Origin of the sequence: Rahnella sp. BIGb0603 (assembly GCF_024808755.1) — a bacterium.
Lineage (GTDB): Bacteria > Pseudomonadota > Gammaproteobacteria > Enterobacterales > Enterobacteriaceae > Rahnella > Rahnella contaminans.
Genome location: NZ_JANUEX010000004.1, coordinates 403,820 through 426,039 on the forward strand (window position 1 = coordinate 403,820; position 22,220 = coordinate 426,039).

The following is a 22,220-nucleotide window of genomic DNA, read 5'->3' on the forward strand; positions in this document are numbered from 1 at the left end:
TCAGCCGGAATGAGAGGCACAATGAATGAGTATAATCGGACAAATAAAACTCAACGGACGCCACTCTATTTTTATTTCGCAAATGAGATTTACGCATAAAATGCGCAATAAAAATCCGGCTAACACGGAAGGCATCAACGCATTGATACCTCGATGCTTTTTAATTCAGGCTGTTACAAGCTGAATTAATTAAAAATCAAAACAGATGCAATCAGATGAATTCATTAATAATTATACAGAATACAAAACTAACAACCATTCACTCAGCGAATACTTAATAAGGGTCTGGCCATTGAAGGGTAAAAATAGCAGGCATAAAAAAGCGCCTGTTGCGTAAAACAGGCGCCTGAGTTTTTCGGGAAAACTGGTCAGTTCACGTTGGGATCGTTCAACCGGCTGGTATCGGCAGCCAGCATGTTTTTCACCAAATCCACGCACTCGAGAAAACGCTGATCGTAATCTGAAGATTCAACATGAACGTAATCCACATTGTTCTGTTTCAGCATATCGATAAGCAGATTCTGGAATGACATGCGGTCGGTTGTACTTCCCAGACTGCGCAGGCCATCCGCCACCCACGGCGTGTTATTTTCAAGCAAGATCACCAGATCGAATTTGTATTCGTCCATCAGAGCCTGAACAAACGGATGCTCTCGGCCTTCGTACTTTTTACAAAACGCCTGCGTCGTCAGAAAATCGGTATCAATAAACGCCACTTTATTGGCATATTTAACCGCAAAATCAATGTACTGCGCCTGACCGAGTGCGATTTTATCGTAGTCGGAATATTGCAGCGCCATTTCATCGCCACCGAGGTGCGAGAAGACGTAATCACGCCCATATTCCCAGGCGCTGGTGGTGTTGAAAATGTTGGCTAATTTATTGACCAGCGTCGATTTCCCGCTGGATTCGCCGCCCAGAATCGCCACGGTGCGCACGAAGAACGGCTTCACTTCCGTCGGAATATAATCCCAGTAGCGGAAAGGATCCTGACGTATCTGGCGGCCACTGATATTCATAAAGGAGCGTTTCGGGTCAATCAGCACCGTTTCAATCCCGAGATGTTCGCGGTACTGCGGCGCGTCGCCTTCTTCGCTGGAATAAATGGTATTCGGCTCAATGCCTTTCTGGCTCATGAACTCTTTAATGCCGCGTCCCCAGACATCCCAGCCGTGCGGATACGGCTCCATCCCTTCTTCATTGAAGGCATGGATACGGATGTTTTTCTGGTATTTGAACGTCTGCAATAACCAGCGCAGACGGTCGCTGACCGTCGGTTGCTGAGACATCGAGCTGTTTTCGAATAACTCGCGGTCACGGGGCTCGTCATAGCCCATAATGATATGGAGTTCATCGACCTGACTACAGGCGCGCTGAATCAGATAAATATGACCGGTGTGCAGCGGATAAAACTTACCAAACACCACGCCGATATTCTTTTCGCGGCGGGGAAACTCAAGATCAAGGAAGCGATGCAGCGCCTCCAGCTTTTGGGCGCTGGGGCTTTTTATCTTTGCATTCAACAACTGGCTGAGATAACCCTTGGTCATCCCGCTGGCCTCGGCCACCTGTTGCAGCGTGCGTCCCTGTTGTTTTATCGCGGTTTTTAGATAGTCGAACTGTGACATGCCTTGTCCCCAGGTTTGCTGTACTAAACAAAATAGCTAAACCCAAAATAGCATAAAGGCAGGCTTAATTGACACCAGACAACCGTTACAAATCGTCGAGGATCGCCAGCGCATCTGCCAGTTTTTTGACACCAAACACCTGCATTCCGGCAGGGACTTTTTTCGGCACATTGGCGTGCGGCACGATGGCGCGTTTAAATCCGTGCTTCGCCGCTTCGGTGATACGCTCCTGACCGCTGGGCACCGGGCGGATTTCCCCCGCCAGCCCCACTTCACCAAACACCACTAAATCCTGCGGCAGAGGACGGTCGCGCAGGCTGGAAACCAGCGACAGCAGCAGCGCGAGATCCGCACTGGTTTCCGTCACTTTCACGCCACCCACGACGTTAACGAACACGTCCTGATCCGCCATCTGCAAACCGCCATGACGGTGCAGAACCGCCAGCAGGATCGCCAGCCGGTTTTGCTCAAGCCCGACAGCCACGCGACGCGGATTTCCCATCATCGAGTGATCAACCAGCGCCTGTACTTCAACCAGCAGTGGCCGCGTCCCTTCCCACAGCACCATCACCGAACTACCCGACGTAATTTCATCGCCACGGCTCAGGAAAATGGCCGAGGGATTACTGACTTCGCGCAGCCCCTGCTCGGTCATGGCGAATACGCCCAGTTCATTCACTGCACCGAAGCGGTTTTTATGGCTGCGTAAGGTACGGAAACGGGAGTCGGCATCGCCGTCGAGCAGAACGGAACAGTCGATACAGTGTTCGAGCACTTTCGGCCCGGCGAGCGATCCGTCTTTGGTGACGTGGCCGACCATCACAATCGCCACACCGCGCGTTTTCGCAAAACGGGTGAGATAGGCGGCGGTTTCGCGCACCTGTGCGACCGTACCCGGCGATGACTGAATGTCCGCCATGTGCATCACCTGAATGGAGTCGATCACCATCAGTTTCGGCTGTTCTTTGTCGGCAATTTCACAGATCTGTTCAATGCTGGTTTCCGACAACATGTTCATGTTCGACGTCGGTAAACCCAAACGATGCGCGCGCATCGCCACCTGTTGCAGTGATTCTTCGCCGGTGACGTACAGGGTTTTCATGTTTTCGCTGAGGTGACACAAAATTTGCAGCAACAGCGTACTTTTGCCCGCGCCCGGATTACCGCCGATAAGAATCGCACTGCCGGGCACCACGCCACCGCCCAGCACGCGGTCAAATTCCTTGAAACCGGTGCTGAAACGCGGAAGTTCATCGAGGCTGATATCAGAGAGTTTTTGTACACGGCTTACGCCAGCATCACCCGCGTAACCGGTCAGGCGCTCGTTACGCGCCACAGTCGGGGAAGCCGCTAAACGGATTTCAGTAATGCTGTTCCAGGCCTGACACGCACTGCACTGCCCCTGCCAGCGCGGATAATCTGCGCCACATTCATTACACACAAATGCACGTTTTGCTGCTTTCGCCACAACTTACCTCTTTATTTTTATTAAGACTGACTGCCGCTCAGGATGCATAAAACACCGAGTAAATCGGCATGACGGATGCAAACGGCAGCCTGTTCATACACTTTCGGTTTCGCGTGATAAGCGATGCCCATCCCCGCAACGGCCATCATTTTGAGATCGTTGGCGCCATCGCCGATTGCGATAGTTTGCTCCTGAGAAATGCCCAGTTTTTCCGCCAGTTTTAGCAGCGTATCGGCTTTGTATTGGGCATCAACAATTGGCCCGATCACGCGTCCGGTCAGCTTACCGTCGCGGACTTCCAGCTCATTCGCCGCCACGTCGACCAGATTCAGCCGATCACGCAGATATTCGGCGTAATACGTGAAACCCCCGGACGCAATCGCCACGTGCCAGCCCGCTTCCTGCAAGCGCTGAACCATCACGGTCAGGCCCGGCATCAGCGGTAATGTCTGACGCACCTGCTCAAGGATCCCGGCATCGGCATCTTTGAGCGTCGCAACGCGCTGACGCAGGCTGGCGGAGAAATCCAGCTCGCCGCGCATCGCACGTTCGGTGACTTCGGCCACCTGCACACCGACGCCCGCCAGTTTGGCAATTTCGTCGATGCATTCAATCTCAATCGCGGTAGAATCCATGTCCATAACCAGCAGGCCAGGCGTTCGCAGGTAAGGCACTTTCCCCAACTGGGCGACATCGAATTCAAAAGATTCGGCCAGAACTTGTGCGTCGGAGGTCAGTGAACCCGCCAGACGAACAACCTGATAACCTTCCACTGCCCATGCACTGACAATCACCAGAGCACGGCCTAAGCGGCGCTGGAAAAGCGTAATGCTCGTTTTATCCAGTTTTCTACCATAGAGCAGCCATCCGGTGTGTCCCGCCCGGTAATCGAGTGGCATGACTTCATCACCGCTCAGTGAAAGGGGAAGTCCCGGCCATTGGTGGATCTCCGCAGGAAGATCGCAATAGGTCAGACTGTTTGGCATGATGGCTCCGGTAGATTGTTTTGTTATAAACGACGGTTCGTAAAACGAGTCAAAAGGCAGAGGTAACGCCGGGTAAAACGAGGCATCAAGCTACCCTATCGTCACCTCTTCTGGCAACATTAAAGTCATCGAAAATCGCAAGGAAACAGAATGGCCAAGGCCAAACTTAAATTTCGCCTGCACCGCGCTGCTATCGTACTGATAAGCCTGGCGTTATTAGTCATTCTGATGCAAGGCGCATCCTATTTCAGCCTGGGACATCAACTGGCACGTTCCACTCAGGTAGAGCAACTCGCCCAGACACTCGCGAAGCAGGTGGCATTTTCACTCGCGCCACTGATGGACAGCGACAATGATGGCGCTGATATCGCGCAAATTTCCACTATTTTGAGTCAGCTTACCGATGGCAGTCGCATTCTTGATGCCAGCGTTTATGAATCCGACGGCTCCCTGGTGGCCCATGCGGGCGAGCAGGTGCCGGTTCGCGACCGGTTATCGCTGGACGGCAAACGCGCGGGCAGCTACTTCAATCATCAGATTGTGGTGCCGATAGAAGATAAAAATGGTCCGAGCGGATTTTTGCGCATCACGCTCGATACGCATGTTCTGGCAACGGAATCGAAGCAGGTCGATAACACCACCAATCTGTTGCGTCTGATGATGCTCGCCGCACTGGGTGTGGGCATTATTCTGGCTCGGACACTGTTGCAAGGACGCCGTTCGCGCTGGCAGCAATCGCCATTCCTGCTGACCGCCAGTAAACCAGTGAAAGAAGATGACGAGCAGGAAGAGGAAACGGACGAATTCGGCCCGCCGCCGGTGCTGAATATTCCTGAACCGGAAGCCGAAGTTGCCGAGGCAAAACCCGCAACCGAAGCACAAACTAAAGAAGCGGCTCAGGCCGCTTACCGCAGTCTGAAACGCAGCCGGCCTAAGTGATTCAGACCAGCCGCTGAACAGGCAATTTTAATTCTTCCACCTGGATAGCGTGGGCTGGGTGATGTGCAGGCGTTCAGTAATCTCTTTTGCCGTCAGGCTGCATGACGCAGTAAATCCACAAGTTCAGACATGAGCAGCTCAGTGATGAATAGAAAATTGCATAGCAAAACGGGCGCCCATCGGCGCCCGTTTCAGTTTCTGCAATGTATGCAGAATTTATTCTTTGTCGCCCAGCAGAACGGATTCCAGCGCGATTTCGATCATGTCGTTGAAGGTCGTCTGACGTTCAGCGGCAGTGGTTTGTTCGTGCGTACGGATATGGTCGGAAACGGTACAGATGGTCAGCGCTTTTGCGCCGAATTCAGCTGCCACGCCGTAGATACCGGCGGCTTCCATTTCCACACCCAGAATGCCGTATTTTTCCATCACGTCGAACATTTGCGGGTCTGGCGTGTAGAACAGATCAGCGGAGAAGATGTTACCAACGCGGGCATTAATGCCTTTAGCTTTTGCCGCATCAGCAGCGTTACGCACCATGTCGTAATCGGCGATAGCCGCGTAATCGTGATCTTTAAAACGCATGCGGTTCACTTTGGAATCGGTGCAGGCACCCATGCCAATCACGATATCACGCAGTTTGATGTCTTCACGTACCGCGCCGCAGGAACCCACACGGATGATTTTTTTGACGCCGAATTCGGTGATCAGCTCTTTGGCATAAATTGAGCAGGAAGGAATGCCCATGCCGTGGCCCATAACAGAGATTTTGCGGCCTTTGTAGGTGCCGGTGAAGCCCAGCATCCCACGCACGTCATTCACCTGCTTAACGTCCTGAAGGAAAGTTTCCGCGATGTGCTTGGCGCGCAGCGGATCGCCCGGCATCAGCACTACGTCAGCGAAGTCGCCCATTTCAGCATTAATGTGTGGAGTTGCCATCTTCTTATTCCTTAATTCTGCGAGGTGTCATGTTCATAATAAAAACGCGGCCAGTAAGCTTTACTGGCCGCGCATTCTAATCGTTACAGCATGGATTTACCGTAATCCATCGGCGTCAGATCGAAGTATTTCGCGACCGTCTGCCCGATGTCCGCGAAGGTTTCACGGTGGCCCAGCGAGCCCGGTTTTACTTTAGGACCATAGATTAACACCGGAATGTGCTCACGGGTATGGTCTGTGCCGCGCCAGGTCGGGTCGCAACCGTGGTCAGCGGTGAAGATAATAATGTCATCTTCTTTCACCAGCTCCAGCAGTTCCGGCATACGGCGGTCGAACAGCTCAAGCGCAGCGGCATAGCCCGGAACATCACGACGGTGGCCGTAAGAAGAGTCGAAATCAACAAAGTTGGTGAAGACGATTGTCTTATCACCCGCTTCTTTCATCTCTTTAATGGTCGCGTCAAACAGCGCGTCCAGCCCGGTGGCTTTCACTTTTTTTGTAATACCGACCTGCGCATAGATATCCGCGATTTTACCAACGGAAACTACGTGGCCGTTTTTCTCATCAACCAGTTTTTTCAGGATGGTCGGTGCCGGTGGCTCCACCGCCAAATCATGACGGTTACCGGTACGCTCGAAATGACCGGCTTTGTCGCCGATAAACGGACGCGCGATAACACGGCCAATGTTGTAACCGCCTTCAGTCAGTTCTTCACGGGCGATTTCGCACAGTTCATACAGGCGATCCAGCCCGAAAGTTTCTTCGTGGCAGGCAATCTGGAAAACGGAGTCCGCAGAGGTGTAGAAAATCGGCTTGCCGGTTTTCATGTGTTCTTCGCCTAAATCGTCCAGCACGACGGTGCCGGATGAGTGGCAGTTGCCGAGGTAGCCCGGCAGATTGGCGCGTTTCACCAGCTTATCCAGCAGTTCCTGCGGGAAACTGTTGGTGGTATCGCTGAAATAACCCCAGTCGAAAAGAACAGGCACACCGGCGATTTCCCAGTGGCCTGACGGGGTATCTTTACCGGAGGAAAGTTCGCTCGCATAAGCATAAGCGCCGGTAATTTCAGAATTACCGTCCATGCCTTCCGGGATTTTTCCGGTGGATTCTTCAGCGGCTTTCGCCAGCCCAAGACGGGTCAGGTTCGGCAGATTCAGCGGCCCTTTGCGACCTTTGTCGGCTTCGCCACGCGCGCAGGCAGCCGCGATATGGCCCAATGTGTCAGAACCGGCATCGCCAAAGCGCTCGGCATCTTCACTGGCACCGATACCGAATGAGTCTAACACCATGATAAATGTACGTTTCATTTTGCTCTCCTGCGAATGGTTACGCATTGGGTCACGCGGAACTGCCGCGCACCTGATCACTCTTAAATGGGGGCGATTCAGCCTGAAATCAAGCTTTGCCGCTGATCCGGCGATAAACCACCGGCGTGCTTTCCGGCGCTTTGTCACTCAGGACAATGGCCGCGCGCACTTCCTGCGCTGCCTGCTGCCAGGCCGCTTCACTGTTCGCGTGGATCATCGCCAGTGGCTGACGGGTATCCACCTGCTGACCAAGTTGCGCCATGTGGGTCAGACCGACGCTGTAATCGATAGCATCGCTGGCACGACGACGACCACCACCCAGTGACACCACCGCCATGCCCAGCGCGCGGGTATCCATCGCACTGACAATGCCGTTTGTTTCGGCGTAAACCGGTTTGCTCAGCGTCGCCTGTTGCAGATAGTTGTCGTAATTTTCGATGAAATCGGTCGGGCCTTTTTGCGCCGCAATCATGCGACCAAAAACTTCAGCCGCTTTGCCGTTATCCAGCACCGCCTGCAATTTGCTGCGGGCATCAGCGTCATCTTTTGCCAGTCCACCGGACAGCAGCATTTCAACGCACAGCGCCATGGTGACTTCCAGCAGACGCGGATTGCGGTATTCGCCGGTCAGGAAGCGCACGGCTTCGCGCACTTCCACCGCATTTCCGGCACTTGATGCCAGCACCTGATTCATGTCGGTCAGCAGCGCCGTGGTTTTGCAACCCGCGCCATTTGCCACATCCACAATCGCCTGTGCCAGATCTTCTGAAAGCTGGTAGGTCGGCATAAACGCGCCGGAGCCCACTTTGACGTCCATGACCAGCGCGTCCAGCCCTTCGGCCAGTTTTTTGGCGAGGATCGATGCGGTAATCAGCGGGATAGAATCCACGGTCGCGGTGATATCACGCGTTGCGTAGAAGCGTTTGTCCGCCGGTGCCAGCGAGCTGGTCTGGCCGATAATCGCCACACCAACGTCCTGGATGATGCTGCGAAAACGGCTGTCATCCGGGAAAATATCAAAGCCCGGGATCGCTTCGAGTTTATCGAGCGTACCGCCGGTATGACCGAGGCCACGGCCTGAAATCATCGGGACATAACCGCCACAGGCTGCCACCATCGGGCCCAGCATCAGGGAGGTCACGTCACCCACGCCGCCGGTGGAATGTTTATCCACAACCGGGCCGTTCAGGTTGAGGCTTTTCCAGTCCAGCACGGTGCCGGAATCGCGCATCGCCATGGTCAGCGAAACACGTTCTTTCATGGTCATATCATTGAAATAGATGGTCATTGCCAGTGCGGCAATCTGACCTTCTGAAACCTGACTGTCGCGAATGCCGTTCACAAAGAAACGAATTTCTTCGTCGCTTAAAGGCTGGCCGTCACGTTTTTTTCGAATAATTTCTTGTGCGAGAAACAAGGTATCCCCCTGCCTGAGCTGAACGCTAAATGTGAACGCCAATACCGGACGCTGCAAAACAGCGCCACGGCATCGGCATAACAACAGTGATTAATAGCTGCTGGTGGCTTTCTGACCAGCGTGACCAAGAGTGGTCAGCAGGCTTGCCAGCAGGCTGGAAGCGCCGAAACGGAAGTGACGTGCATCAGCCCATTCGCGACCCAGCAGGCGGTCAGCCAGTGCCAGATATTGCGCAGCATCTTCAGCGGTTTTCACGCCACCGGCCGGTTTGAAACCGACGGTTTTGCCCACGCCCATTTCAGCAATCACGCTCATCATCAGTTCAGCGCTGTGCAATGTTGCGTTTTCAGGCACTTTACCGGTTGAGGTTTTGATGAAATCAGCGCCTGCTTTGATAGCAATTTCGGAGGCTTTGCGGATCAGCGCGTCCTGTTTCAGCTCACCGGTTTCGATGATCACTTTCAGCAGAACATTTGCGGCTGCACAGGCTTCTTTGCACTGTTTAACCATCTCAAAACCGATTTGCTCGTTACCGGCGATCAGCGCGCGGTACGGGAATACCACGTCAACTTCGTCGGCACCGTAAGCAATCGCTGCGCGGGTTTCTGCCAGCGCAATGTCGAGATCGTCATTACCGTGTGGGAAGTTCGTCACGGTCGCAATGCGGATGTCCGGCGTTCCTTGCTCGCGCAGGGTTTTACGGGCAACAGGAATAAAACGAGGATAAATACAGACAGCAGCGGTGTTACCTGCCGGGCTTTTTGCCTGGTGACAAAGGGCGATCACTTTTGCATCGGTGTCGTCTTCGTTCAGCGTGGTTAAATCCATCAGGTTCAGCGCACGTTGCGCTGCGGCGGTTAAATCGGTCATATAACTCTCCAACAATTTTCAATTCCAGCGACCGGCCAGAACTGAGCATACAGTCATGAATTCATTCCGGTGGTTAACATCGGGGGAAAGAATTCTGCACGTTGGCGAGCGGACTTGGTTCCATGAAGATAGCGTGCGTAAACCCTGTGGCTTACGTGGCAACTGAGATCCTTCTCACCGCGCTTTGATTGGCTGATGCCAATTCGTTGTGACTATTTGAACACGTCACATCAGGTTCCTGTGTGCAGTATTTCACACAAAATGAAAACCGTTTGCAACGTTGCTTATTAAAATGAGACTCAAGTCACACTTTAACGGCGCTATGCTCAGCGTCTAAACCAGATAAGAGTGTATACCCGATTCATGACAAGCGAAGTTCAGGCGGATATACAGAGAACGCCGACCGGCGATCTTGTGGCGAATGTTATAATAATAACATTTTAAAGAGAACATAAATCGCACCACAGCGAACAATCCAAAGACAGCAAGAAATGCCGGGCAATAAAAATGTTATTTAAATCACAAAAAGTATAACGAATTACTGCCGTGCAGATAACTGAAAGACCCGGCGGGTGTTGGCGAGCAACGTATCGGCGATTTCCTGCGCAGATTCTGTACGCAACTGGCATAACACATCAAACACCACAGCGGCGCGTTCCGGCCGGTTAGGTTGTCCCTGAAAACCCTGCAACGGCATATCCGGCGCATCGGTTTCGAGCAGTAAAGAAGAGAGTGGCAACTGCGCCATCACCTGACGGGTTTTCTGCGCACGTTCGTAACTAATCGTTCCGCCGACGCCTATCGCATAACCGAGTTTAATAAACGCCTGCGCCTGAGAAAGGCTTCCGGCAAAACCGTGTACCACGCCGGTCGCGGGCAGTTTCGCCTGCCGTAACATCGCGGCGAGCTGATCGTGGCTGCGGCGTGAATGCAAAATCACCGGCAGATTCTCTTTTTTTGCCAGGGAAAACTGAGTTTTAAGCAACCGCTGTTGTTGCTCAAACATCGGGTCTTCCATGTATAAATCCAGCCCGATTTCGCCTACTGCGACCAGCCGCACATCACGGTGGCTGAGCAACGCTTCCAGCAATTCGACATCCTGATCCTTGTGCTGCGCGATATATAAAGGATGCAGCCCGAGCGCGGCGTGGATCTGCGGGTGATTTTTGGCGAGCGCAAGAATGCCGCGAAAGCGATCTGCCGTCACGGCAGGCACGATAATCTCGCGGACACCCGATTCACCGGCGAGACGCAGGCTGTCCGCTTCTGCGCCGGTAAAAGGCGGAAAATCGAAATGGCAATGCGTATCGATGAACGTGAAACTCACAACTTATCACCTTCGCTGGCCGGAAAATGACTCTCAGCCGGCGCATTGTCGCTCATCGCCGCCGGACGGACTACGCCGCCATCGGCGACCATATCCGTCAGCACGGCGGGATCGAGAATAATCTGCTCGATTGTGCTGCTGGCGGCGGCCAGCGGGATCACATTCTCCGGCTCGTCCTGCGGCACCACGATGCGTTTTGGACGGCTAACGCGCGGAGTAATCTGTGGATAAGGCCGTTCGTTTTCGCGCGGCATCAGCCAGTGCGCAGCAGCAGAAAGGAAATAACGTCCGCAACGGCGGCCGAGATGATAATCCTGGTTCAGCGCAGGAAGACGGCTTCCCAGCGCGTGGCTGGCCAGCGGTTTTGGCGGGAAGATTTCGAAAATGCGCACATCATCCGGCGGATTTTCAATGAACTGCTGAATGCGGTGATAGCTTTCTTCGTGATGCTGCATCATGCGCACCAGCTGTTGCAGACTGCTTTCACTCAGCCACTGCTCCATCCGTTTCATCCACTGCGGCGTGTAGAACATCGCCGACGGCACGGTGCGGATCACCACAATGGTATCTGCGCCGCGGCGGTAAGCTTCCTCAACCGGGATCGCATCGCTGATCCCGCCATCCTGATAGCTGATACCATCCAGATCCACGCCCATGCGGTAAAAACCGGGGATCGCGCTGGACGCTTTGATCACCGGCAACCAGTTTTCACGCGTCGGCGCAAAATAGTTGGCCGTGTAATCATCGCTACGGCAGGCGCACATCAGAAACTCACGGCCGTCGATCAGCAGTTTTTCTGCACTTTCCATCGCCAGCGGCATGTTTTTGGACGTTTCATCGACCAGCCAGTCGAGATCGATAAGGTGTCCGCCACGCACAAAGCGCAGAGGGTTGAAAAAGTCAGGGCTGGTGGTGTAGCGGGTGATGACTCTGCGGGCGTAACCGGGCTGGCCGCAAACAAACGCGGAAAGGTTTTGCGCGCCTGCTGATGTGCCCAGATAGAGATCAAAAGGATTAAAACGAGCCCGCTGGAATTCATCCAAAACGCCTGCGGTAAAAATGCCTCTCTGTCCTCCTCCTTCACAAACCAGGGCAATTTTCCCCGGCATATAAGGTTTATACGCCAGCGGTTCTATATTCCCCAGCGTGACAGGTATTCTGTATCCCAACGCGCTATCCTCGCAAAATCGGCATTACACTATTGGCCTTTTACCGGCCTCCTTTCTGAGCATACCCCGACTTCTCGTTTTGCGTGAATTACTTGCCTAAATTGGCCGATAAAATCGTTACGTCCTGTTAACGGGCAAACTGTACCCATAAAAGAATCGCCCCCTTCACTGAAGGGGGCGATGTCATTCATTAACGCTTATTGGCATCAAATCAATGATGCGGTCAGAGTCGTTTACGACCGGTAAACAGGCTGACCAGGAACAGAATGATACCGACTACGAAGACGATTTTTGCAGCCCAGGCAGCTGTACCCGCCAAACCACCAAAACCGAGAGCCGCCGCGATTAACGCGATGATTAGAAAAATAATGCCCCAACGAAACATAAGCTTCTCCTTTACCCTATTTTCACTTTGCCAGTTTAAAAGGTGGTGCCCCGCTTCGGGCCGGACTCACTGTTGCCTTTCTGACGCTTTATTAACCGGTTGTATACCGGATACAAAAAACAGCTTACTTAATAAAGGTAGTCGAAAAATTAAAGTGTTAGAGATTCAGTCACGATCTTTTTTCTGACATCAGGCAAAACATGTCCATCCCGAATATTGCACGGGCAACACAAATATTGTTATGCGTTATTCAAAGATGAGGCGCCCGCCCTTCGGAGGGCACCTTGTACAACAGGTATAACAGAGGATCGTTACGGTGCGACTTTCAGGTCATTTTTGACGCTTTTCACGCCATCAACAGTTTTCGCAACGCTTTCTGCACGGTCAGACTGTGCCTGATCTTTCACTGCACCGGAGAGCTGTACCACACCGTCAGTGGTTTCAACTTTCACGTTACGTGAAGGGACGATGTCATCGGCCAGCAGTTTAGCTTTGACAGACGCTGTTGTGGCGCTGTCGCCGGCATACCCTTTCACGCTCTGATCTTTGCTGTCTTTGGTGTGCAGTTTGTCGCTGACAGATTTCACACCTTCCACTTTGGTCGCTGCTGCAACAGCCTGTTCCGCTTCAGCCTGTGAGCCGACAAAGCCGCTCAGCGTGACAACGCCTGAAGTTGTAGTGACAGAAATGTCGCTGCTTTTGATGGCTTTATCATCCACCAGAGCACTTTTTACTTTCGCTGTGATGGCGCTGTCGCCCATGTAGTTATCAACTTTCTTCATGGAGCTATCGATTTTTGCACCTGCGCTATCTGTAGTCGTTGCAGCCAAAGCGCTACCGCTCATCAGTGCGGTACCCAGTACTACGGCCATCATTGAATAGGCAAATTTAGAGTTTTTCATCGATTTCTTCCTTTCGGTTTATAAGCCTTGCTTTCGGCTCTGCACGTCACATTCTTGGTGACGCCTTATAACAAATTGTATTGCTGCTGTTTTTACTTTCCTTGTAGCAGAGTACATTGTTTTGTTCTGGCTTTTTATCGCCTCACGATACAACTCTCTGTTGCGTGACTTTAAAGCAGTGCTTTAAGCCACCGTTTCCTGAACACACATTTAATATAGTCAAGAATGATCAGATGTGTAGGAAGATCGTCGAATAAGGCCCTTAATGCAGACAAGTCTTAGGGTTTGAGGCAGTTTGCGCCCATTTTTCAGGCAAAGAGGCGATAAAACGAGCAGGGAAAAATGCGAGGCAAATCACTTTTAACAGAAAATGGCGAAAAAAAAGACGGCAACCTTGCCGTCTTTCTGTTTCAAAACCGGATCATACGAAGATTAATGTTCGCGGGTTTTGCGGAATTTCACTTCCGGATAACGCTCAGAAGCCAGATTCAGGTTCACCATCGTCGGGGCGATATACGCTAAGTTATCGCCACCATCGAGCGCCAGATTGGTTTCGTTCTTGCGTTTAAATTCTTCGAATTTCTTAACATCGTTGCATTCTACCCAGCGGGCGGTAGAAACGTTCACCGACTCATAGATTGCTTCGACGTTGTATTCACTTTTCAGACGCGCCACAACCACTTCAAACTGCAGAACACCGACCGCACCGACGATCAGATCGTTGTTAGAAATCGGGCGGAAGACCTGCACCGCGCCTTCTTCAGAAAGCTGCACCAGCCCTTTCAGCAGCTGTTTCTGTTTCAGTGGATCGCGCAGACGGATACGACGGAACAGTTCAGGGGCAAAGTTAGGAATGCCGGTGAACTTCATGTTCTCACCCTGAGTAAAGGTGTCGCCAATCTGAATGGTGCCATGGTTATGCAGACCGATAATGTCGCCCGGATAAGCTTCTTCAACGTGCGAACGGTCGCCAGCCATAAAGGTCAGTGCATCAGAAATCACCACGTCCTTGCCGGTACGCACCTGACGCAGCTTCATGCCTTTTTCATATTTACCAGATACCACACGCATGAACGCCACGCGGTCACGGTGTTTGGGATCCATGTTGGCCTGAATTTTAAACACGAAACCGGTGAATTTCTCGTCATCGGCTTTGACTTCGCGCAGATCGGTTTTACGCGGCATCGGCGCAGGCGCCCAGTCCACCAGACCGTCGAGCATATGGTCAACACCAAAGTTGCCAAGTGCGGTACCGAAGAATACCGGCGTCAGTTCGCCCTGCAGGAACGCTTCGTGGTCGAATTCATGCGATGCGCCCTGCACCAGTTCCAGTTCATCACGCAGTTGCGCAGCCAGATCTTCGCCGACGGCGGCATCGAGTTCAGGATTATCCAAACCTTTGACCACGCGAACTTCCTGAATGGTGTGCCCTTTACCGGTCTGATACAGATAAACTTCATCTTTATAGAGGTGATAAACCCCTTTGAACAATTTACCGCAGCCGATCGGCCAGGTAATCGGAGAGCAGGCAATTTTCAGCTCGCGCTCCACTTCGTCCATCACTTCCATCGGGTCGCGGATGTCACGGTCGAGTTTGTTCATGAAAGTCAGGATCGGTGTATCACGCAGACGCGTTACTTCCATCAGCTTACGGGTACGGTCTTCGACACCTTTTGCGGCGTCGATCACCATCAGACAGCAGTCAACGGCGGTCAGGGTACGGTAAGTATCTTCGGAGAAGTCTTCGTGCCCCGGGGTGTCGAGCAGATTAACCAGACACTGTTTGTACGGAAACTGCATCACGGACGTGGTGATGGAGATACCACGTTGCTTTTCCATTTCCATCCAGTCGGATTTGGCGTGGTGGCTGGAGCCACGGCCTTTTACCGTACCGGCGGTCTGGATTGCCTGTCCGAATAACAGAACTTTTTCGGTGATCGTGGTTTTACCGGCATCGGGGTGAGAGATGATGGCAAATGTGCGGCGCTTAGCCACTTCAAGGGCGTATTCACTTGGAGACATGTTTTTCACGTTTCTGCGGTTGGTCCGCCCTGCATCGGGATTCACTTCACGTCAGAAGGTGACGTCAGGCAAAGCGGTAATAAAAGTTATAGCCGGCTATTTTCACTGATTTAGACGGGATGGGCAATCAATGGTTTTTTTGTGTGCTAACCCAGCGGCAGCGCCATCATAATCGCGTCTTCGCGGCCTTGTGCGGCGGGATAATAGTTACGGCGGATGGAGACTTCGTTAAAGCCCAAGCTTTCGTATAACGCGATGGCTTTTGCGTTGGAGGCGCGGACTTCCAGCCAGAGTGTGAAAACGTCTTTTTTCTCAATCTGTTGGATGACGTCTTCCAGCAAGGCCCGGCCTAAGCCCTGACGCTGAAATGCCGGATCGATGGCAATATTGAACAGCGTGGCTTCATCAAGAACGATTTGCGTAATAGCAAAACCGGCCATCACGTCGTTGCGCATGATTTTGAGATTCAGATAGCGTTCGCCCTGATTGCTGGCGAGCGTTTTTTCCGTCCACGGAAAAGCATGGCTGGCCTGTTCAATTTCAAGTGCGCGGGGAAGATCAGCGGGCGTCAGGATAGAAATGTTGTTCATTTTCACAGATCTGCTGCCAGAGTGCGCGTTTTGCGCTGGCGTCTTGATAAAGCCCGGCGAGAGCCGGGCTGGATAACTGCGTACCGGCGAGCGTAAGCGGTTCGCTCAAACCCAGTCGCCAGATATTGCAGCGGGTGTCTTCCGGCAACATGGTTACCTGTTCCGGCGTCAGGCGGTAAACCTGCGGTTCAGCCAGTGCCAGACTGCGGAGCACATCGCGCACCAGCGGATCATCTTCAGCGGGCGGCACATCGGCGACAATCAATAATTTTGTCTCCGCAGGCAGGCTCACGGCGACTTCACCCTGCAAAACCGCAGGCCGGCGCAGCGTCCACTGGGTAATGCCCAGTTGTTGTAACAGTGTATCTCGTCTGGATGCCATGCCTGATCCCTGCCCGTTGAATAGCGAAAAGCCCGGCTATGCTAGCAAACACATCGAACATGCGCCAATAAACCTCTATAATCGCGCGTTACATTCCTGAGGAGCCACACCCTGATGTCTGCATTAACTCCGGCCAGCGAAGTCATACTGCGCCATAGCGAAGAATTTGAAGGCCGCCGCGTCCTGTTCGCCGGCGACTTACAAGATAACCTGCCTGCTGAACTCGACGCCGAAGAAGTCCGCGTTCACACCAATATGTATCACCACTGGCAGATGCTCAGCAAAACGCTGGGCGACAACGTGCAGTTCGGCTTACTGGCCGACGCAGACCTGATCGCGCCTTGCGATGTGCTGGTGTATTACTGGCCGAAGAGCAAGCTGGAAGCCAAATTCCAGCTTTTCAACCTGCTGTCACAGCTGCCGGTCGGTATCGACGTGTTTGTCATCGGTGAAAACCGCAGTGGCGTTCGCAGCGCGGAAACCACGCTGGAAGGCTTGTGCGAACTGAGTAAAGTCGACAGCGCGCGCCGTTGCGGCCTGTACCACGGGCGTCTGGAAAAACAGCCTGAATTTGATGCAAATGGCTGGTGGGATGAGTACATGGTCGAAGAAGTGACCATCAAAACCCTGCCGGGCGTATTCAGCCGTGAAGGTCTGGACAGCGGAAGCCTGTTGCTGATCAACAGCTTCGAAGAACCTGTTAAAGGCAAAGTGCTGGATGTGGCCTGTGGTTCCGGCGTTCTGGCATCAGTGCTGGCGACATACTCGCCGAAGATGAAAATCACGCTGAGCGATGTGAGCGCAGCCGCTATCGAAGCCAGCCGCGCCACACTGGCCGCCAATGATTTACCGGGCGAAGTGATCGCCAGCAACGTCTATTCCGACATTGCCGGTCGTTTTGACATGATCATCTCCAACCCGCCATTCCACGAAGGTCTGCAAACCAGCCTGACGGCGGCTGAACAGCTGATCCGTGGCGCGGTCAGCCATCTGAATATCGGCGGCGAACTGCGCATTGTGGCTAACGCCTTCCTGCCTTACGCCGCGCTGCTGGATGACACGTTTGGCAGCCATGAAGTGCTGGCACAAAATGGCCGTTTCAAAGTGTACAAAGCTGTACGTGGCCGTCCGCCGCGTGATCCAAAGAAAAAACGTTAATCCGTCGTTTTACTGCTCGCTGAGGATGCGCATCATTTCTGCGTTGTAACGGTCACCCGCCGCAACGTGGAAAGGAAACACTGCTTCGATCGCCGCGATTTCGGCTTCACTCAGGGAGACATCAAGCGCGGCGATGTTTTCCTCAAGATAATGACGACGTTTGGTGCCAGGGATTGGCACCAGATTATCGCTACGCGATAACGCCCACGCCAGCGCCAGCTGCGACGGTTTCACCCCTTTTTCCTGTGCCAGTTCACCGATTTTTTCCGCCAGCTGCAGATTCTTCGCAAAGTTTTCACCTTCGAAGCGCGGGCTGAAGCGACGGTAATCGTCGGGCTCAAGATCGTCCATTGAACGGATTTGTCCGGTCAGAAAACCGCGTCCCAGCGGGCTGTAGGGCACAAAACCAATGCCAAGGCGTTCGCACGCCGGCAAAATCTCCGCTTCTACATCCCGCGACCACAGCGAATATTCCGTTTGCAGCGCGGTAACCGGATGCACTTTGTGCGCACGCTCCAGCAGGCTGACAGACACTTCACTCAGCCCGATGTAACGGATTTTCCCTTCCTGAACCAGATCCGCCAGCGCGCCCATGGTTTCCTCAACGGGTACGGAAGGATCAGGGCGATGCTGATAATAGAGATCGATAACATCCGTCCCCAGACGCTTCAGGCTGCCTTCAACGGATTGACGGACATAATCCGGATGTCCGTTGGTGGCGCGTGCATGCGGGTTCGCGAGGTCACGCACGATGCCGAATTTGGTGGCCAGGAAAACTTTATCGCGACGCCCTTTCAGAAAACGTCCCAGCAGTTCTTCATTGGTATGCGGGCCGTACACGTCGGCGGTATCAAACATCGTGACGCCCAGTTCCAGCGCACGTTCCAGCGTCGCTATCGACTCTTTTTCATCCTGACCGGTGGTGTAGAAATCGCTCATGCCCATGCAACCCAAACCGAGCGCGGACACCATCGGACCCATTTTTCCAAGCTGACGTTGTTTCATTGAGATTCCCTCGTGACATGAAGAGTAAGTAACAGGAAGAAGTGTGGTTGTTATTGCGGATAAGATAAATCATCCAAAACGTGCAACACTGTTCATCAATCGCAAACAATCCTGAGCGCCTGCGGAGAAGAAAAATGGATCAGATACAGGCAATGAAAATTTTCATCCGTATCGCCGAGCTGGAGAGTTTTAGCCGCGCGGCGGAAGACCTTGATTTACCGCGCGCAACGGTCAGCACGACGCTGAAACGGCTTGAACAGCGGCTGGGCGTCCGGCTGTTTTTGCGCACAACGCGTCAGGTTAAAATCACCGATGAAGGCAAGATTTATTACCAGCGCTGCCTGCAATTACTGTCAGCGCTTGAAGAAGCCGATACCCTGTTTGCGCATCATAGAAACCAGCCCGCCGGAACAGTCAGAATCGACATGCCGCATTCGCTGGCGCGCGTGATGGTGATTCCGGCGTTGCAGGCATTTTATGAACATTATCCACATATCACCCTGAGCGTCAGCGCCAATGACAACTCCGTCAATCTGCTCGATCAGGGCGTGGATTGCGTGATTCGTGCGTGGCCGTCTGAAGATGAAAATCTGCAATCGCGGCATCTGGCCAATCTCGAACAAATCACCTGCGCGTCTCCGGCGTATTTCGCGAAATTTGGCACCCCGCAAACGCGTGCAGATCTCGCCACGCATCAGGCCATTGGCTACTTTTTCGCACATCAGCAGCCGGAATCGCATCTGGAATTTGTCACTGATGGCACGGTCGAAAAAATTCAGTTACCCCGTACGCTGACCGTCAGCGGCGCAGATGCGTACATTGCAGCGGCAAAAGCCGGTTTTGGTCTGGTTCAGGTTTCAAGACTGGCGATTGCGCAGGAACTGGAACGGGGAGAACTGGTGGAAGTCCTGTCAGCCTTAACGCCGCCGCCGATGCCACTTTACATCATGTATCCGCCGGGACGCTTTCTCGCGCCACGTATTCGCGTGTTTCTCGACTGGCTGATTACGCTCTTTTCACAGCCGGTTGCGTGAGTGGCGTCGTCGGTCATTAATAGAAAAATTGCTGATTAAACCATCAATTAACCTGGCTTCGTTCTGACAGATTGACCCATTCACCTTGAATATGTTGTTTTTTACATCAACCATCCGAAATGGGGGAAATAACAGTTGACGCCTGTGGGAAAATCTCTAGAATTCGCCCCCGTGGTTGTGTTACTTGCTGATGACATTCCGATGAATGCGTCAACACAGTAATCAATTGGTTCGCGATGGTGGCGGAATTGGTAGACGCGCTAGCTTCAGGTGTTAGTGTCCTTTGGATGTGAGGGTTCGAGTCCCTCCCTTCGCACCAAAACAATCACAAGATTTATATTGCACGGCACGGTACGCGATGGTGGCGGAATTGGTAGACGCGCTAGCTTCAGGTGTTAGTGTCCTTCGGATGTGAGGGTTCGAGTCCCTCCCTTCGCACCACTCCGGTGATATAAATCAGCAGTCAGCAGAATTCATCTGTGCGAAGGTGGCGGAATTGGTAGACGCGCTAGCTTCAGGTGTTAGTGTTCTTACGGACGTGAGGGTTCAAGTCCCTCTCTTCGCACCACATGATTCTGTTCTTCGGTTTTGCTTCCTGTATTAACTCCTTCGATTTCAGAAAGTAAAAAATCCCCTTCGCTTTACTGTTTTTCCTGTTTCTCATCTTCGTATTCCTGTTTTCATCACAAACTAAAATTCAACGTCACTGCCGCCAGTCCGCCTGCCAGCGCCATAAATGAGGGCAGCAGCAGATAATGGCGCAGCGTCCGGTGGAACAGCATGCCCAGCGTTACCAGCATCGCGACCACGACCAGGACGCGCAGCTGGTCCAACGTCATATGTGCCAGCGCCAGCAACGGCATCAGCGCGCAAGGCAGCAATACCCCCCAGCCACTGGTCAGACGTTTACCCAGCATCCACACAACCGCCCAGATCCCACATGCCATGACAATTGCCGGTATCATAACCCTGCTCCAAATACTGATAATGAGAACCAATATCATATAGGATTTTTTCTCATTTACCATACACCCCCCGCAATAAATCAGACGACACAACGCCCGTCTGCCAGCACGCCCGCCTTTAAGGTAAAGTCTGCGCAGTTATTTGCGGTCTTATACTCCGTTTGGGTGACACCTGCGTACAAAAGTGCTAATTTTAAAGGTGTTAAACCAAATTAGTGAAACCCGGCTAATTAAATTTTTTATAATAGTCACTGAAAAAACTATATTTATAGAATTCTAATAATTACCTATTAAAACCATTAGCCTGCCTGCATGGAACTTGTCTTAATGGAATAAGCACGCGGTATAGGGCGATAAGAATCTTTATCTATTCAGAACAACAGACGCTAAATAGAGTAAATTTGATGATATCTCATTCCTATGATGAACTGCTGAGAAGCAAACATCGGCTGGCGATGCTCCTATTCTTTTTTTTAAATAGTGCCACGGCGCTATTTTCGATGGTTTATCCCCCCGACAATGCAGCGGCGACACCCTTCCCGCTGATACTGATTTTTGCACTTTGTTGTGGCGGGTTAATATTTTCTTTTTTCAGTAAGAAAAATTACTCTTCACATCTGAATATGTGTTCTGTGATTGTCGGTCTGTTATGGGCCTGGCAAATAGCATTACGTTTTGAGGAAGTCGGGCAAACAGATAAAAATTATCTGGTGATCAGCTTACTCAGTATATTCTTTATCAGCGCCATCGCTTTGTCAGATAATTTTCTGGCTTTTTGCCTGCATGCAGTACCTTCCACTCTTTGCGTCATCTTCCTGGATGACTTTCAGCACATCGGGCATATCCTGTTCACCGTTATGTTGCCACTGATTGGTTTGTGGCTGCATCACCTGATGCTCAAACGTAGCGACGAATTCACCCGCCGCATGGTGTCGAATCTCTACAGCGAAAGGGAAAAGTTCAGCGATCTCAGTATGCTGGATCCGCTCACCGGCCTGTACAACCGCCGTGGTTTGCAGAACAAGCTGGAAACCCTCTTTAATCAGGCTTCCGGCCATTACGTGATGCTGCTCGATATCGATCACTTCAAAGCCTACAACGACAATTACGGCCATAGCATGGGCGATCAGGCGCTGGTGCGCGTTTCTGCCGCCATTCGTGACGCCGTACGTTCGCGGGATGTGGTCGTTCGTTATGGCGGAGAAGAGTTTCTGGTGCTGATGTCGAACGTGAAGCAGGAACACGCAATCCGGATGGCAGAACGCATTCAGAATAAGGTTCTGGGCCTGAATATCCCGCATTTGTTTAACGCACAGGTCTCGACTCACGTTACCGTCAGCGCCGGGTTAGCTGCGCTGGAAGAGGGCGATTTTATTAGTGCCTTGGGCAACGCTGACGCCTCACTGTATAAAGCCAAAAATAGCGGGCGTAATAAAATATTTTATGCATGGGAAGAGAATAATGAGCGCCACGAAATCGCTGAAGAAAAATTAGCCTGATAATTGCCGGAAAGTAGCATTGATAACAGCGCGCTCATTGTTATTATTTTTGCCAGCGATAATGATGCTGCCGCCCTGTTCGATAATAAAGCGCGCTCATTCATTATCACTGCATAATCATTCAACTTTCGGCCTGATTAATGGTTCAGGCTGAAAGTTAAACAGCTTGTTTACCTTATTGAATGTTACAAAACCCTGTTACCCGCCTGACTGAACGCCCTGCTTAAATAC

Annotated in this window: 20 protein-coding genes and 3 tRNA genes; 7 read left to right on the plus strand and 16 right to left on the minus strand. The window is 52.3% G+C overall.

The window, feature by feature from the left end; genetic code table 11:
• Window positions 1-368: 368 nt before the first annotated feature.
• The 3 genes from nadR to serB form a co-directional block, all read right to left on the minus strand.
• Window positions 369-1,628: a multifunctional transcriptional regulator/nicotinamide-nucleotide adenylyltransferase/ribosylnicotinamide kinase NadR gene (gene nadR, locus M2403_RS13185; protein ID WP_152325200.1), complete on the minus strand. Its 1,260-nt coding sequence runs from the start codon at window positions 1,626-1,628 to the stop codon at window positions 369-371.
• 85 nt (window positions 1,629-1,713) lie between these two features.
• Window positions 1,714-3,096 (minus strand): DNA repair protein RadA, encoded by a 1,383-nt coding sequence (gene radA, locus M2403_RS13190; protein ID WP_152325201.1) that lies wholly within the window; start codon window positions 3,094-3,096, stop codon window positions 1,714-1,716.
• 20 nt (window positions 3,097-3,116) lie between these two features.
• Window positions 3,117-4,082, minus strand: coding sequence for a phosphoserine phosphatase (gene serB, locus M2403_RS13195; RefSeq protein ID WP_208950036.1), 966 nt, complete (start codon window positions 4,080-4,082; stop codon window positions 3,117-3,119).
• Between the two features lie 150 nt (window positions 4,083-4,232).
• Here serB and M2403_RS13200 point away from each other — a divergent pair, with 150 nt between their 5' ends.
• Window positions 4,233-5,021 (plus strand): YtjB family periplasmic protein, encoded by a 789-nt coding sequence (locus tag M2403_RS13200; protein ID WP_152325203.1) that lies wholly within the window; start codon window positions 4,233-4,235, stop codon window positions 5,019-5,021.
• Window positions 5,022-5,237: 216 nt separating this feature from the next.
• Here M2403_RS13200 and deoD read toward each other — a convergent pair whose 3' ends face one another.
• From deoD to M2403_RS13255, 11 genes are all read right to left on the minus strand, one after another.
• Entirely contained in the window at window positions 5,238-5,957 is a 720-nt protein-coding gene (gene deoD / locus M2403_RS13205) for a purine-nucleoside phosphorylase (protein ID WP_101075083.1), read from the minus strand.
• 83 nt (window positions 5,958-6,040) lie between these two features.
• Window positions 6,041-7,264, minus strand: a complete 1,224-nt coding sequence (deoB, locus tag M2403_RS13210; RefSeq protein WP_152325204.1) for a phosphopentomutase — start codon at window positions 7,262-7,264, stop codon at window positions 6,041-6,043.
• A gap of 88 nt (window positions 7,265-7,352) precedes the next feature.
• Entirely contained in the window at window positions 7,353-8,681 is a 1,329-nt protein-coding gene (gene deoA / locus M2403_RS13215; protein WP_152325205.1) for a thymidine phosphorylase, read from the minus strand.
• Window positions 8,682-8,771: 90 nt separating this feature from the next.
• Window positions 8,772-9,551: a deoxyribose-phosphate aldolase gene (gene deoC / locus M2403_RS13220; RefSeq protein ID WP_152325206.1), complete on the minus strand. Its 780-nt coding sequence runs from the start codon at window positions 9,549-9,551 to the stop codon at window positions 8,772-8,774.
• Window positions 9,552-10,089: 538 nt separating this feature from the next.
• Window positions 10,090-10,878, minus strand: coding sequence for a TatD family hydrolase (locus M2403_RS13225; RefSeq protein ID WP_208950037.1), 789 nt, complete (start codon window positions 10,876-10,878; stop codon window positions 10,090-10,092).
• On the minus strand, window positions 10,875-11,987 hold the full coding sequence (locus tag M2403_RS13230; protein ID WP_235937376.1) for a patatin family protein: 1,113 nt from the start codon (window positions 11,985-11,987) through the stop codon (window positions 10,875-10,877). The genes M2403_RS13225 and M2403_RS13230 overlap by 4 nt, the downstream gene beginning before the upstream one ends.
• A 283-nt stretch (window positions 11,988-12,270) precedes the next feature.
• A complete protein-coding gene (locus M2403_RS13235; protein WP_013577105.1) occupies window positions 12,271-12,432 on the minus strand; it encodes a DUF1328 domain-containing protein in 162 nt (53 codons plus the stop codon).
• A gap of 311 nt (window positions 12,433-12,743) precedes the next feature.
• Window positions 12,744-13,334 (minus strand): molecular chaperone OsmY, encoded by a 591-nt coding sequence (osmY, locus tag M2403_RS13240; RefSeq protein ID WP_152325209.1) that lies wholly within the window; start codon window positions 13,332-13,334, stop codon window positions 12,744-12,746.
• A gap of 432 nt (window positions 13,335-13,766) precedes the next feature.
• Window positions 13,767-15,356: a peptide chain release factor 3 gene (gene prfC / locus M2403_RS13245; RefSeq protein WP_152325210.1), complete on the minus strand. Its 1,590-nt coding sequence runs from the start codon at window positions 15,354-15,356 to the stop codon at window positions 13,767-13,769.
• A 146-nt stretch (window positions 15,357-15,502) separates the two neighbouring features.
• Window positions 15,503-15,946, minus strand: coding sequence for a ribosomal protein S18-alanine N-acetyltransferase (rimI, locus tag M2403_RS13250; protein WP_152325211.1), 444 nt, complete (start codon window positions 15,944-15,946; stop codon window positions 15,503-15,505).
• Window positions 15,915-16,328, minus strand: coding sequence for a DNA polymerase III subunit psi (locus M2403_RS13255; protein WP_152325212.1), 414 nt, complete (start codon window positions 16,326-16,328; stop codon window positions 15,915-15,917). Before M2403_RS13255 ends, rimI begins: the two co-directional genes overlap by 32 nt.
• Window positions 16,329-16,442: 114 nt before the next feature.
• Between M2403_RS13255 and rsmC the strand changes: the two genes are divergently transcribed.
• Complete coding sequence (rsmC, locus tag M2403_RS13260) at window positions 16,443-17,486, plus strand: 16S rRNA (guanine(1207)-N(2))-methyltransferase RsmC (RefSeq protein ID WP_152325213.1); 1,044 nt, start codon at window positions 16,443-16,445, stop codon at window positions 17,484-17,486.
• A 9-nt stretch (window positions 17,487-17,495) separates the two neighbouring features.
• Here the strand turns inward: rsmC and M2403_RS13265 are convergent, their stop codons facing one another.
• A complete protein-coding gene (locus M2403_RS13265) occupies window positions 17,496-18,491 on the minus strand; it encodes an aldo/keto reductase (protein ID WP_259229478.1) in 996 nt (331 codons plus the stop codon).
• 134 nt (window positions 18,492-18,625) lie between these two features.
• On the opposite strand from M2403_RS13265, the gene M2403_RS13270 reads away from it, so the two are divergent.
• The 4 genes from M2403_RS13270 (at window position 18,626) to M2403_RS13285 (ending at window position 20,093) form a co-directional block, all read left to right on the plus strand.
• A complete protein-coding gene (locus M2403_RS13270) occupies window positions 18,626-19,525 on the plus strand; it encodes a LysR family transcriptional regulator (protein ID WP_259229479.1) in 900 nt (299 codons plus the stop codon).
• Window positions 19,526-19,758: 233 nt separating this feature from the next.
• Window positions 19,759-19,844: transfer RNA gene (locus M2403_RS13275), tRNA-Leu, on the plus strand.
• Between the two features lie 36 nt (window positions 19,845-19,880).
• Window positions 19,881-19,966: transfer RNA gene (locus tag M2403_RS13280), tRNA-Leu, on the plus strand.
• Window positions 19,967-20,006: 40 nt separating this feature from the next.
• A tRNA-Leu gene (locus M2403_RS13285) sits at window positions 20,007-20,093 on the plus strand.
• A 115-nt stretch (window positions 20,094-20,208) separates the two neighbouring features.
• Here the strand turns inward: M2403_RS13285 and M2403_RS13290 are convergent.
• Entirely contained in the window at window positions 20,209-20,490 is a 282-nt protein-coding gene (locus M2403_RS13290; RefSeq protein ID WP_165058933.1) for a DUF1435 domain-containing protein, read from the minus strand.
• A gap of 404 nt (window positions 20,491-20,894) precedes the next feature.
• Here M2403_RS13290 and M2403_RS13295 point away from each other — a divergent pair, with 404 nt between their 5' ends.
• The gene (locus M2403_RS13295) at window positions 20,895-21,989 is read left to right on the plus strand and encodes a GGDEF domain-containing protein (RefSeq protein WP_165058931.1); all 1,095 of its coding nucleotides are present in this window, start codon (window positions 20,895-20,897) and stop codon (window positions 21,987-21,989) included.
• The last annotated feature ends 231 nt before the right edge of the window (window positions 21,990-22,220 follow it).